This is a genomic window from Leptospira sarikeiensis (assembly GCF_004769615.1).
In the GTDB taxonomy this organism is placed as follows: domain Bacteria; phylum Spirochaetota; class Leptospiria; order Leptospirales; family Leptospiraceae; genus Leptospira_B; species Leptospira_B sarikeiensis.
Genome location: NZ_RQGF01000031.1, coordinates 1 through 14,687, shown reverse-complemented (window position 1 = coordinate 14,687; position 14,687 = coordinate 1). Strand labels below are relative to the sequence as shown.

Here is a 14,687-nt window from a genome sequence, read left to right as displayed (position 1 = left end):
CGTTTCGTTACAAGTTTGTGTCTGATTCAACACTTAGTTATTTTGCTGGTGAAGGCCCCGAACAACCCGGAGAATATCCTCCGGGATGGACTTAGGATTTGGTCGTTTGGATCTCAAACAGAGATTGCGATCAATACGACTGCGATCAGAGGAGGAAGCCCTTGGATAAAGGCGGCCCTTGCCATGGAAGGTTTGGAGATAAACAAAACAAGCCCCGCACCAAATACGGACAAACAAGAGAATAACAGAATAGCAGGTGCGTATCCTGGATAAACTTCGAAAAAGATAGCACCGAACAAAGCACCGATAGCAAGAAATAGATTGTAAAAACCTTGGTTCAAGAATACGGATTTCATGGATTCTGCAAGTTTTGTATCCGTAACACCGAATCTTCTATGGATACGTGGGCGCATCCAAAGCACACTCTCCATAATAAAGATCCATACATGAAGTAATCCCACAATCCCTGCGATAATTCTAGCGGCTAATATCATTTCATTCTCTCCATGGATATAAATCCTCGTGAGTTTTAATACGGTATTATTTTTTGTAAAGAGGAATCATATATAAATTAACGTTCGTTCGACAAAGAACTTGTAGAAAATAGATCCGTCTATTTGCAAAAAAGTATGTTTTGGATCCTAAAAAAAGATCACATTCTATTTCCGGCCATCATAGAAATAAAAAAATCTTAATGCGAAAAACCTATAATTCATTAATAATTCCTGATTAAAGAAAAAATGATCTATATTTTCATATTTACAAGTTTAAATAGTTTTATATAAATAGACCGCTTAACGTTTTCCATAAAAACTTTTATATGCAAAATATATAAAATATCGTCTTTTCTATTCATGGCATTAAGATTAAACCTACATAATCCAATTTTAATCGTAGAAGACCAAAAAGAAAATCGAGAGCTGATCGCAAGGTTAGCCAAAGGTTTCGGGGTAGATGCAGATATCGCTCCCGACGGAAAAATTGGCTGTGAAATGGCCGAAAAGAAGGAGTATTCCCTTTATTTGGTGGATCTGGAAATGCCTGTCATGAACGGATTCGATTTTATCAATGCGATAAAGGAGAAAAAACCAGATTCTCTATTCATCGTAATTTCCGGGAATGATGTTCCGGAGATCATCATAAAGGTGATGAAGTTAGGGATTTTCGATTATCTTATCAAACCGATCGATAGAGAAAGATTATACCAAGTGTTGGAGCGGATCTCAGAATTTATACGCCTAAAAGAGAGCGAAAGGATCTTGGTGCAGGAAAATGAAGAGCGTCTTAAGGCCCAACTAAACTGGATCCTTTATAAACAATCCTGGCTGACCGATCTAGAAAAAAATATAGATCTCTCTAAAAGTACTCTCAACAATCTAAAACATAGTTTTTTTAGCGGAGGCGGCTTTGGAGCAATTGTAAGTTTAGTAGAAATGCTCCAAGCAAATGCCAAAAAAGAAGAAACAACTTATAGTTTTTCATCGGATATTATTGAATTACTTTTTGAAAATTCGTTTTATGTAAAAAAAGGACTAAACTCTCTCGAAAAAAGTCTTACGATACTCAATAAGGACTTTCAAAATTCTTTTCAAAAGACCAATAATATAGAAATACATAATCTATTAGAAAAATCCCGATTACGATTGGAAAATTCCAACGGGCGATATTGTAAAAAGAAGAAGATACAAATTCCTCAAATTGCACTTCCTGCCAATGAGTACAATATACAGGTGGATCAAGATTCACTTTCCAGAATATTCAACGAATTGTTGATCAATTCTTTAAAATACTCTCCGAGTAATTCGACTATCTACATATACACTTCGATTTCCGGCGGATATTTGAACATCAACGTGAAAAACGAATTCGATCCTAACTCAATACCAGGTATCCCCAAAAATAAGGAATTACTAGTCAAACAGCCGTTCTATCGACTCGCAGGATTTGTAGATGAAAACCTGGAAGGTGAGGAATATTTTACCGGTTTAGGGTTAACTATTGTGGACTTCGTAATAAAAAAACATAGTGGGATCTTCAGCATACATAATGTTATCGATCATTCTATAGGAGAAAAACCTGTGGAAGTAGTTCTTGCTACAGTTTGTTTGCCAATTAATGACTAGATAGTAAAAATGTATTAACCCTTCGGCTTTTCATCCGGAGTAACGTAGAACTTTTCTTCCTGCTCTTGTTTCTCATCCTTTTCCTGTGGCTTTCCAGGATCTGGATCGAAGTTTTCCGGAGAGGATCCGTTCTCTTGTATGGAAGAATTTTCAGGGACATCTCTCCATTCACTATCAAGATCGGAAGACGATGTGTTTAAAAAATGTTTTGCATCATTCTTTGGATGGATCGCAACATTTGCATAACTCACCCATGTAGAAGCGGCCACAGAAGAACCGGAACCTGGGATCGGAACCCCTTGGTCTTGACCAAACCAAACTGCAGAAACTTCAACAGGAGTCAGGCCTACGAACCAAACATCTCTGGCACCTTTTAAACCAAGACTTTCGTAAGAAGCAGACTCGCTCTCAACAGTCCCGGATTTTCCTGCGATCTCGAAATCCAAATAACCTGATTTTCCACGCTTACGATCTCCGACCCAGGCAGCAGTCCCACCCGGTTCGAAAACCGATTTTAATAGATTTAAGACAGAACCGCAGGTGGATTCCTTAAAGAGTCTCTTAGATCCAAAACTAAACTGTTCATTTTCAAAAACAGTTTCTTGACCCACTTTAATTTTTCTAATGATAGAAGGATCTACAACGGTTCCACCATTTACAATGGAAGAATATAGAGTAACAACCTCTATTGGAGAAAAATCCGCCGATCCTAAGGCTAAAGTCAAATTCCTCGGAAATCTAGAAGCTTCCGATCCGGATAAGGAAAGACCATCCTGCAAATAACGAATGTATCTAGAAATACCCAAATCACGTAAGACTTTTACAGCGACCGTATTTACTGATTTTTGTAATGCTTCCGAAAGACTGATCCTTCCTAGATATTTTCCATACCAGTTACGAGGTTTATACCCGTTGATATCCGTAGGAGAATCTTCCAATTCCGAGTTTTGATCCACTACTCCTTCTTCGATTGCAACTGAATAAAGAAATCCTTTCATAGCGGAACCAACTTGTCTTTTCATATAAAAGGCACGGTTCATACTCTGTAAAGAATCTGAAATTGAAGAGCCTCCGGCAATCGCCAAGATCTCTCCGGTCCTAGGTTCCATGGTAACGAAAACACCCTGGATCCCAGTAGAAAACGATCTAGCTTCTTCATAAGATAACTTAGATTGATTTCTAAAACTCCAGCGTAAAGAATCTATATCTTTATTTAATATATTCTTAATTATACTTTGTTTAACTATATCGATTGTAGTATAGACCTGGATATTCTCTTTAGAATCTTCCAAAGACTCAAAATTTTCAGAAAGATATTTGATCACATACTCGTTCAATTCCGGGCTACGACTGATCTTGAAATATTTATTCGTCCCGAACTTTGCAAGTTTACCGAAAGGATTTTCCAAATCGTTTTCTTTGATCTGGTAGATGGACTTAAACTCTAAAATTTTCTTATTGATCTGTTTCTCAGGTACCAACTCGCTTTTTGAAAGAAGTTCCATTACATACTTCTGTCTTTTTAAGGCAGTTGAGATACTTCGAACCGGATTATATACGGACGGAGCGGGAAGGATGCCGATCAAAAGCGCCGCTTCCGTATATTCCAACTTGGAAGGAGATTTATTAAAATAAAAACGGGATGCTTCTTCTATACCGTATGAATTTTGGCCGAAATATGCCTTATTCAAATATAAGCAGATAATTTCTTTTTTGGTGAGCTGCCTCTCTATATAAAGAGCAACGATGGTTTCATAAATTTTTCGATTAAGAGAATACTTCTTTTTCTCGGTGAACGTATTGCGGGCCAACTGTTGAGTGATCGTTCCACCCCCCTGTTTGATCTCCAAAGAGATCAAATTCCTCCAAAACGCACGAATAATGCCCGAAACTGAAAATCCAGGATGATCGTAAAATTCCCGATCTTCTGACGCTATTAAGGTATTCTCTACTACTCCTAAATTCCCGCATTGTTTTAGAGAAAGAGTAAGGCTTGCTCCTCTATTATATTCTCCTAATAAAGTTCCGTTTCTATCGAAAATAGAAATATTCTGAGTAGGAGCAGACTCTCTAACTCCGTCATGCAACCTAGTCTTCATGTTCCGAAGATCAGAGGAGATCGAATCTTTATTATAGAAAAATATCCCGATCTGGAGAAATGTCATGCAGATCAGCAGAATTGAAATGAATAGAGATGAATAAATTAGGTATTTTTTTAACTTTTTCTTATTTTCAAAAAAGTTCTGTTTATGAATTCGAATGGAACTGAAAATTCGTAAAAAAACTGATTTCAGATCCATTCGCAATTATTCCTACTCGTGATAACTAAGTCCGTCCGACCCGGAGATCGTCCAGATAATTTTATCCCCGTTAGGGTTCACGGAAATCGCAGTAATCTTATTATTCGCTAATCCGTTTTCCTTTTTGTAAGTCACCCAAGATAAACCGTTATCCGTAGAGATATTCAGTCCGTTATCTGTACCGATCAGGATCCTGGAAGATTCCATATAGATCGCATTCACGATGGACTTTCCGCCTACTCCGGACCATTTATCCAGATCTTTTGTATTCGCTTTGGAAACTCCCAGTTCGGTTCCTACAAAAATATCTCCGCCATTGGTTACTCCCACAGCATAGATATAGTCTCCCATATTCGGTTGACCTTTACCCACTCTGTTCCAAGAGAACTTTGCTCCTCCGAAAACACCGGAAGATTCTATAAAGGCATAAAGACCTTTACTAGTTCCCGCAAAAACTTTACCGTCAGGACTGACTGCGATTGAAAGGATCTTAGCATCCAACTCCTCGCCGTTTACATTCGAGGTCCAAGTCTGTCCTCCGTCTTTCGTTTGGGACATTCCTTTTTCGGTAGCTGCGATGATACTTCCATCCTTTTGGAAAGCGATATCATTCACATCGTTCGAACTTAAACCTTGAGCAGTACTAAATTGAGCCCAGGACTTTCCGGTATTGGAAGTTTTCCAAACTCCTCCACCTGTCTCTCCACTTGCTGCCACCCAAATATCCTTATTCACCAAGATCAGTTTATTAATTTTGCCGATAGAATTTCCAAGTGCCTGTGGAACGATCTTCTTCCAGGATTTACCCTTATCAGAGCTGATATGAATACTTCCTGCATCAGTTGCTGCGAGGACCTCTCCATTGTTAGAAACTACGATACCGGAGAATTTAGCTCCTCCGCCCGGGTTTACAACTTTCCAACGAAGTCCACCTTCTAGATTCATTTCGAATGAAATGTATCCGCCAAAAACCCAACCGGATCTTTTTTTAGGTAAAGAGATCTTGTACCAAAAATCAGTAATCCCGTCTTCAGTACTTTCTTTTGTGGAACGATCTACTACATCCAGAACGTCCCCTCTTTTTAAAGTCGCAACAACATCGCCACCGGTAGTGGCGATGTTTCTTACGTTTAGTTCCCCTGCCGTAACTTTTGCCTTTCCAGCTTGGAATGCAGCTTGTCCGAAAACAGGAAGAACGAACGCAATAGCGATAAAAGAAATTAATTTATAAATCGATTTCATTCTTTTACTCTTCTTGATGACGATCAGTCGTAAGACCCTTCCTGATTTTCGGAAGCAGGAGCGGTATATTCGCTACCGGTTAACTTGATCTCGCTTACACAAGAATCGTTTACTTTTCCTTTATGGACTTTAGTAATAATGAATCTGAAGCTGGATCCGACTAAATCAACAGGAATAGCTTGCAGATCAAAATTATTATCATCTAAATCCAAAGTAACGGTTCCACCGTAAGAAGATTCCACTTTAAGAGAAGCGATCCTATTATTTAATTTATAACTTTCTTCGGAACGAGCTAAACCGTTTACAACGGAAATCTCCGATAAATGAATCGCAGTCGGGAAGGAAATATTTACATATTCTCCGAGACCATCATCACCGGTTTTACCTTCACACCAACCGGTTTGGAATTTTCCGTCAAAAACGTTTCTTGGATCATAATCCAATTCTTTTCCTTCTGACTGGATGTATTGAGAAGAAGCAGATATCGTTCCACTGCCTAAGCCAGGGATCTCGATACTTTTAACTACCATCACTCCATCGCCCAAATCACTTTTTGCGATATAAGCTTTTTTGCCTGGATATTGAATATAGACGAAGTTATCTTTTTCTTCTAATTTAAAAACGACCTGTCCAGCTCTTGCCTTACCCGACTTCTCACTTTTTTCATTCGGTCTCAAGAATAGGTCTGCGTCACGAACTATAGTAGCGGATTGTAATTCACCTTCGTAAAGGTTCTTTTCATCCAACCAACCTTTAGTATCCACACCTTTGATTTGAATATAATTGTATTTGGTCCCGTTAAAATCCTTTTCTTCTAAAAGGGTGACGAACTCACCACGTTTTACTTTTCCATCCGGAACATATACAGGTTTTTTTTCACCAGGATTTTCCAATAGCACGGAATCCGATATGACGGTTTTACTTTTTTTACAGTTTGTTGCAAATAATGCGGCAATCAGTATTAGGAACAAAAAATTTAAAAACTTTCTACTTCTCACTTTAATTATACCCTCCTAAAGTATCGAGATCGTAATGCGAGATCTCGTCGAAGAAAAAGAATTGGGAATTTGCCGGTTTTTGTAAAGAAAAAAGTGCCAGATAAGCCAAGAAATACAGCCTAACGGGCTTTAATTCACATCCAAACAAATATCATCAATTTTACGAAATAGTGATATCCAAGAATTCGAGATCCTTCTAGGGACATGTATCGAAAAGGATCGAGCCGAAATTGCCCCTTTCCTCTATTTACGATCCATGAAAGAGATGTAGGAACAAATTCTCAAAATCACCGATTTCTATTTATACCTAATTAGGGGTAAACACAGACAAAAGTTTGGATTTTTTTTTAAGAATTCTAATCAACCTTCATATTGATTACCCAAACCAGAGAACTTTGTAACTTCAGCGAATTTTGTCTTGGAATTGTTTTCTTTGGGCCGCGCCCCTTGGGATTGGAATATATTAGGATGCCTTAATTTTAGATCGCTCGGGTCAGGCTCTCACCTCCGGTCAAAAAATCGCATTCACGATTTTTATGACCCCGGCTCGATCCTTCGCGGGTTGTTGATATAGATTTTATCAACAACCAATAAGTTCTATATCAATCCGTTATTTATTCCCAAATTTTGATTTTAAGGGGAAATCAAATATATTTTTGCGTCCATACACCAAATTCATCACTTCACTTTCCGGAATTTCTCGTTCTCGTAAGGCTCTAGTAATCGAACCATTTGGATTTGGAAACTTAATCCCTCTTGCTATCAACATATCTATCAGTTTTTCTTTATGCGATTGTCTTGCATTTGTCCCCCTCGCTTCTGCTATAACTGCAAGACCTTGCAAATTATTCGTATATCCTTTTTCTAAAAACCAAACCGCAATATCAAATCTACCACCTACACCAATCGCTTCTTCTGGCCCATTTTCTATACTTGATCTAGAACTTTGAAAATTAATATCTGCACCCGCATCTACTAGGATTTTGATATTTTCGAAAATTCCATGATATGCAGCTAAAACCATAGGATTACCTGGTGTAGAATCTGCTTTCCCAACTTTTTCTGCGTTGAGATCCCCTCCATACTGGATGGCCAATTTTAAAAATCTAGGATCATTGATTGTAGCTGCAAATACCATTGCTGACCAACCTACTGGGATTATACTAGTACCTTCTCTTCTACCTTGGTCTCCATCACCAACACCATGTCCAGTTCCGCCTAAATTAGGATCTGCTCCTGCTTTTAATAATGCTTCGAAACCTTCCACACTCCCTGCGCAGATTGTCCAAACTAGCATAGGGACCTTATCAGGTTCCAAATAATTCGGATTGGCTCCTTCTTTTACTAATTCCGCAACTTTGTCTTTATTACCCGACACTGCTGCCTTGACTAGTCTGGATGCCATCTCGTTATGATAGGCATCGCGTATTCCGCACCCAGCGCATCGAACAAAGCTTGTGCATGAAATACTAATTACAGATGCAATCATTGCGACTGCACCAATTCTTATTAGTTTTAGAATTCTTGTATTTGATATATTCAAAAGAAAATCTTGTAAAAAATTCGTATCAACGATAATTTATAAATCTCTGAATTAGCAAATCTTGAAACATAAATTTCAATCTGGAATTGGAGCTCCTTTGCAACTTTTATCATTCCATCTACCAGGTTTCAAAGGAAAATCGCGACAGTCTTTTCGGCCATATACTATGTCCATAATTGCTCCCGGAGGTAATTCGCGATATTTATGGAGTTCCTTGTAAGTATTTGAAACAGGAAACCTTATCCCTTTAGCAACAAGCATATCAATCAGCTTTTCTTTATATGATTGTAGTCCTTTATGAACCCCTCGATTTTCCGCAGTCATGGCTAATCCTTGCAAGTCATGAGCATAACCGTTTTCCAAAAACCAAATTGCAATATCAAAACGCCCCATAACTCCGATGGCTTCTTCCGGTCCGTTTCGAGATTGTGTATGTGTATTAATGTCTGCCCCTGCCCCAATTAATATCTTAATATTGTCAAATAATCCATTGTAAGACGCCCAGATTAGTGGATTATCAGGAACTGGTAAATGCTGGCTACCTTTCCTAGAATTTACGTCACCACCGTATTGAATTGCTAACCTTAGAAACCTCGGATCTGGCGTCCCCGCTGCAAAAACTAAAGGTGACCAACCTTCATATACTATGCTTCCCCCATCACCCCCCTGATTTCCTTTACCATGGCCGGTTCCGCTTAAATTAGGATCGGCTCCTGCTTTCAATAATGCTTCAAATCCTTCCACATTATTTGCACAAATCGCCCACATTAAAATTGGAACCTTACCAGGTTCCAGGTGGTTCGGATTGGCACCTTCTTTTACAAATTCAGATACTTTGGCACTATCACCCTGAACGGTCGCTTTCACGAGTTTTTGAGCCAATGGATCTTTATATGCATCAGTTAGTTTACAGCCTGCACACCAAAGTTGTGTAGTTGTTATGCAGGAGACTTGCAATAACATTGAGAGGCTTAGAGCAAAAATGCCGGAAATATTTTTAATATAACTATTCACTGATCCTTAAATTCATCAACTTTCGAAAATGTATATTCCCTTGGTACATCTTAAATTTTATCTCAGTTATTCTTGTTGGGTTACCTCAATTCTTACCATTAGGAACCCAACCAGGACAGCCGATATCTTTCGGGTCTTTTAAACACTTCTGTCGCTTTTTTTCTTCAAACTCTGCCCTTTGCCTGGCGCTTTCCTCATCCCTCTTTTTTTTATCTTCTTTCATCTTTTCAATAGTCCGATGCTCAGGGTAATCTTTTTCCCATTCACATTCTTTCCAGAGAGCGCTATCTGCTCTCCCCCAAGTTAGAAAGACAGGATTACTTACTCGTTCGTAGTATTTAAGATCACAATCATAGCTTGATGTTTTACCATACGCTTCGGGATTATTGTTATATTTCGTCCCCTTAGGATACTCTGAACTTCCTATATCTCTAATAACAAGCTTTTCGTCAGTATTAAAGAATAACCGAATTCCGATGTAGCCGGTTTCCTTTGTTACATATTCATAACTTAATATATACTTTATACTATATTCAGTTCCGCGATAACTTCTTTTAAGTGGAGGATCGAAAGTTAACCTTGTATGATAAACATCGCCTAATATCCTTAATGCGTCTTGAAATGTATTTTCATCTACGACTACATCATCGAGTAAACTTAGGTTCTTAATACTTTGGATATCCTTTTTGGGGGACAATTTGCCGACCCAAGTGTCATCAGGATACCTGTTTCTCCATTTCCCGAAACACCCAGAACAATTCGAAACTAAGAATAGTATGACTAAATATCTCATCGTGAACCTGCATTATTGAATAGCGATTTTGTACAACTTGTTCCGCCATAAGTACACTGGGTTTGAGCTTGAGTTGCATACCAGTAAAGTACTCCACTTGGAGTTCCAGTTGCGTAATGGGAACTATATCCATGGCCTGCTGAATTCCAAGAACTAGTGTCTGGCAATGAATACCTTTTAAATGTATTAGAATTCTCAAAGCTATTGTAAGTCGGCTGAGAATATCCAAACTCAAAACCTTTATCGCTAAATCCTACGACTCCAAATCCACCGCCGTTTTGCGCATTGTATATTCTTTCGTTTCCTATGAATAAATTTGGAACTTTAGGAATTAAATCTCCATTATCGAAGGCTAGCATTTTGGCCCCATTTGACAATAAACCTTCTGGAAGCGAATTATGCGCACCTCCGACTAACACTACGTTAGCAGAGATCGAAAGATCTCGGTCATTTCTCTTTGCTCCCGCAATTGCATCCGTCACTATTTGAGCTCCTTGACTATGCCCTATAATGAGCCCCCCATTTGACACTGCCCCTGCTTCTATCATCTTCTGGACCGTAGATACCGATGGTTCTGTTTGAATATTTCCTCCTGTTAGGTATTGGGTAGCATAATTAAAAAGTTCCCCAAAGATATTCAAACCTGGGAATCGTCCTGTATCGTTGAATACATGGTAGGATTCTTGAGGCAAATAATTTCCTTTTCCTTCAATTTTCATTACATTTTTTAATTCGTCTCTGGAACTGTAGTGCATGTCAACATTACCGATTAGATTATTATCCATACCGCTTTGAGTTATCAATGCCTTTCCAGGTCCATAGTTCGTCGAACTTGCATCTTCCCCTGCGATCCTTATTAACTTACCATCCGCTCCTCTTTTGATGATATCGCCATCGTAAATTTGTTCACCGTTCAATTTGCTTTCGCGATACAAACCGCCTAATCGCTCATTTACAGAAACTTCGTTTACCACTTTTCCATTCAAACTTCCGGATTCAGTCTGCCATAGACCGCCAAATCTTTCTGTTTTAACCATTTTATTACCATTCACATCGTAATAAGCTGTGTCCGTTTTTTGAAAAGTTGCAATATCAAAAGCTGTTTCTGCGACCTTCACAGCCCCGTCTATTGTGGCGTTGAAGGCAGTTTTCATCCCGTCCCAAGCTAATCCTGCAATTCCAACTGTTCCGTTCCAGAGTCCTTGTGATTGAGCACGTAACTGTGTTTGCTCGGTCTGATAGTCTGCATATTCTTTGTCAGACATACCACCGACAGACATAGCCTTAGCTTTACCCACATCTCCAAAGAAATTCTTGTTATAAACAGAATCACCACTGATCGAATCGTAAGTAAGAGCAGTCGCTCCGTTTGCATTCAAGGAAGCAGTATAACCCTTTGTTTGATCGTTGTAAGATAATGTTCCTGTAACACCACCTGCTGAAGGTGTGGTTACACTATATGTATTCCCGCCCCATGCTGTATGACTATAATCTAAACTAGTCTGCGCTGTATATTTATTCGTGTTCTCCGAGAGACCAACAGATTGTCCAAATCCTGTGTTCTTATCGTAGCTTATACCTGCATTGAGCGACGCTAGAGGTGACCCTTTTGAATTACTTCCAAGACCCACACCAAAGCCTGTACTCGCCCCTGTGATACCTGTATTATCAAAATTTATTCCAAGGTTTGCAGTAATACGACCACTCGAAACCATTCTTGCTTGTATTCCAACACTTCCTGAAATATCGCCTGTTCTCTCATTCCAGGAGATGCTTCCACCAAGTCCTATACCTGCTTTTCCTATTCCACCACCTACACTTACCCCAAAGCCTTCTTTATAACTATAAGACATTTCATAAGAAATAGTTCCACCTGAGAGTCCTTGTAAGTACGCGTTTCCAACATTAGCGGCTCCTGCCAAGGCACCTAACACTCCGCCCTCATATGCACCTTGAACGGATTTGTATGCTGCATAAGCGATCAACGAAGCTCCTCCGGTAAACGGTGCGGCTACTACTGCTGCTACTGCAGTCACTGCATCTACTACGTCCTTATTATCATGATACGCCTTCGTTACCGTGTTCGCTAAAGCTTTCGTATCGACTACGTATCCTAATGGTGTAATTTGGACTGCAAATGCGACTGTATCTCCTATTGCGTTAGCAAAACCATCGCTCTTAAGCTCTTGGCCCTTCGCCTGCATCTCATCATACTTCTCTTTTAATTTCAGAGCCGTATAGAAACTGGTGAAGTGATTGTCTCCGAACTTTCCGCCTTCAGTCGGACCGACAAGATAGCCCGAGTTCATAGCGCTTTGTTCCATGACTTTTTTATCTTCGGAGTTTGCTAAGATATATTTTGGATCACTTAATAGACCGCGTAAAGCGCCTTGAGATGCTTGGATCACCTTGGCCATCGCCACCGGATCCATCATTGCGATCTTTTCTTCTCGGTTCTCTTGGTTTACTGGATCGTATGTCTTCTTGAAGTCCTTGTCTAGAACGGTGATCGCAAGTTTCACCATCTGCTGGAGTTCTGCTGTGCTCGGACCTCCGTCTGCAGCAAGTGCGTTATAGTTAGTAAGATCCCATTCCTTACCTTGGGCATCCTTTACTTTTGGAAGTTGTTTTGGTCCTTCGTAACCATATACAGTGTAGTTTGGTAAGATCTGTTGTTGAGGATTACCATCCGGTCCTACTGTTTGGCGAATGAGAAGATCTCCCACAGGTAAGAAGCCGTCTTGCATCACTTTTTGAGTAAGTTGTTTACCCAAGTCCTTGTTTGCTGCGGCAATCATTTCCTCGTAGGTTTTTGGAATATTATAAAGTCCGTCTAAAGTTTGTAATACTACAAGCTTTTGAGAACGTTCTTCCATTTCCTTACTCAAGTCTTGGAATTGTTTAATATTCGAATCGTCTAGTTTGCGTGTAGTTACCTGATCTATAAAGAACTGAACGTCTTGGTATGCTCCCTGGTTGATCAGATTATCATCGAATTTACTTGGAGCTCCCGCAAGGACCTTGTTCAGGATCGTATTTGCGTTCAGCTCAACTCCCACGTCTGTAGGAAGTTCTTTTTTATAACTTTCGATCAAACCTTGGATCTGGCGATATGCCTCTGCGAGTTTATCCGTATCGGTTTGATCTTTATATGTGGAGATAAATTCTTTTTCCCAAGCAGCCTTCTGAGTGATCATCGTAGCGATCTGCTCTAGATGTTGTTTTTCCCCATCTTTTGCCTTTTTGTTAAATTCAGTTCTCCAATCATCCCAACCTTTTAGGATGGTATTGGTCATATCATTGAATTTAGAAAGACCCGCATTCTGTAGGAATTGGATATTCTCCACCCATTCCTGTTTACGTTTATAGAACTCTTCTTCTTTCTGATCCCAAACCGCAGTTTGTTGTTTGTATTGTTGCTGTTGTTCAAGTGTGAATAGCTGATCTATGATCGCGCCCTGACCCATATAGTCGGATACAACTTTTTTGTACATATCGTATTCAACGTTATCTCCACTATTATTGGAGAGTTTTTTGAGAAGATCCGAGTAGAACTGTTCTCTTGCGTCTAAAATAACTTTTTGGTCTGCTTTCTGCCCGCCAGGTCCTACATATTTTTCCTGAGCCGCAAAATACTCATCTCTTTCAATCTCATACTGAGATTGGGAAAGAACTGCAAGAGCGGATACGAATTCGTCCGCACTCGTCATCGTTGCAGTTTTTATACCTGAGGAAGATCCAGTGATCGTTGCAGAAGTTCCCCCTGCATTTTTACCATTGTCTCGAACAAGAAGACCGTATGCATCATGCACATATCTTTCTTGGATTACTGGATTCCCATTCTTTCCAGCAATCTTATTCATATTTAGAGGCTCTTTGCCCCCGTTCCAACTCATAGTACCGTTTGCAAAAGTACCTGTTCCGGTTAGATAATCCATATCCGAAGCAAGTAGCCCTGTATTTAGAGTGTATTTCCCTTCTTCGTTACCGGTTCCAAGTAATACTGATTTCAACTGAGCACTACTCGAGATATCTGTATAATAATTCAGCTCTGCTTGTAGATTTTTCAGATTGATCGCGAACTGTTCTGCCCCATCGATTCCCGCTCGAAGTGCATCTCTTTGAGTTACCCAGGTACTCGTACGTTGGATTGCCTCAGCACCTACCAATGGATTTCCCCATTGCATGACAGCGATCAGAAGTGCTTCGACACCGACTACATAGTCTAAGCCTGCATTCATCTTAGTTTCGTAGTCGCCATAGGTAACAGAACTCGTACGATACGCAGCCGATTGTTTTGCTCCTTCGTATGGGTTCAACCACCACATTCCATCGAATGCTTTCATGGTTGCATCCATCTGGCTTGGAAGCCCTGAAGCTCCTCCATGAGAATTCACAAATGCTAATATACTGTATTCAGGATATAATGAGTCCAGTCCTCCTCCATAAGTTAGAGTTCCTGTTGTGGATCCTCTACCCCCATGGATAAAGTCCCACATACCGATCTTGTCGTTAATCACACCTTCCATGATCTGATATTCTTGGCGAAGATCAGATTCTAGAGATATATAATCCTGTTTTTGATAATCTATCTTACCGTTCAGACCGCTTGCGTTGATCGGAGAATTTATAGGGACCAGGATACTATTCAAATACGTCTGTAAAGTACTTCTT

Annotated in this window: 9 protein-coding genes; 1 reads left to right on the top strand and 8 read right to left on the bottom strand. The window is 39.7% G+C overall.

Going from position 1 to position 14,687, the window contains the following annotated elements; translation table 11 throughout:
- Window positions 1–113: 113 nt before the first annotated feature.
- Complete coding sequence (locus tag EHQ64_RS16290) at window positions 114–494, bottom strand: DUF1304 domain-containing protein (protein ID WP_135650865.1); 381 nt, start codon at window positions 492–494, stop codon at window positions 114–116.
- A gap of 360 nt (window positions 495–854) precedes the next feature.
- Here EHQ64_RS16290 and EHQ64_RS16285 point away from each other — a divergent pair, with 360 nt between their 5' ends.
- On the top strand, window positions 855–2,123 hold the full coding sequence (locus EHQ64_RS16285) for an ATP-binding response regulator (protein WP_135650864.1): 1,269 nt from the start codon (window positions 855–857) through the stop codon (window positions 2,121–2,123).
- A 14-nt stretch (window positions 2,124–2,137) separates the two neighbouring features.
- Here the strand turns inward: EHQ64_RS16285 and EHQ64_RS16280 are convergent, their stop codons facing one another.
- The 7 genes from EHQ64_RS16280 to EHQ64_RS16250 all read right to left on the bottom strand — a co-directional run bounded on the left by EHQ64_RS16280 (window position 2,138) and on the right by EHQ64_RS16250 (window position 14,665).
- Window positions 2,138–4,222, bottom strand: coding sequence for a transglycosylase domain-containing protein (locus EHQ64_RS16280; RefSeq protein WP_246048809.1), 2,085 nt, complete (start codon window positions 4,220–4,222; stop codon window positions 2,138–2,140).
- Window positions 4,223–4,435: 213 nt separating this feature from the next.
- Window positions 4,436–5,665: an SH3 domain-containing protein gene (locus EHQ64_RS16275; RefSeq protein ID WP_135650862.1), complete on the bottom strand. Its 1,230-nt coding sequence runs from the start codon at window positions 5,663–5,665 to the stop codon at window positions 4,436–4,438.
- Between the two features lie 23 nt (window positions 5,666–5,688).
- Window positions 5,689–6,663 (bottom strand): NADase-type glycan-binding domain-containing protein, encoded by a 975-nt coding sequence (locus tag EHQ64_RS16270; RefSeq protein ID WP_135650861.1) that lies wholly within the window; start codon window positions 6,661–6,663, stop codon window positions 5,689–5,691.
- A gap of 610 nt (window positions 6,664–7,273) precedes the next feature.
- Window positions 7,274–8,068, bottom strand: a complete 795-nt coding sequence (locus EHQ64_RS16265; protein WP_246048808.1) for an ankyrin repeat domain-containing protein — start codon at window positions 8,066–8,068, stop codon at window positions 7,274–7,276.
- Between the two features lie 213 nt (window positions 8,069–8,281).
- Entirely contained in the window at window positions 8,282–9,220 is a 939-nt protein-coding gene (locus tag EHQ64_RS16260; RefSeq protein WP_246048807.1) for an ankyrin repeat domain-containing protein, read from the bottom strand.
- 85 nt (window positions 9,221–9,305) lie between these two features.
- Window positions 9,306–9,917 carry a hypothetical protein gene (locus EHQ64_RS16255; RefSeq protein ID WP_135650859.1) on the bottom strand — a complete coding sequence of 204 codons (612 nt, stop codon included), beginning with the start codon at window positions 9,915–9,917 and terminating at the stop codon, window positions 9,306–9,308.
- Between the two features lie 92 nt (window positions 9,918–10,009).
- The gene (locus tag EHQ64_RS16250; RefSeq protein ID WP_246048806.1) at window positions 10,010–14,665 is read right to left on the bottom strand and encodes a hypothetical protein; all 4,656 of its coding nucleotides are present in this window, start codon (window positions 14,663–14,665) and stop codon (window positions 10,010–10,012) included.
- Window positions 14,666–14,687: the final 22 nt, after the last annotated feature.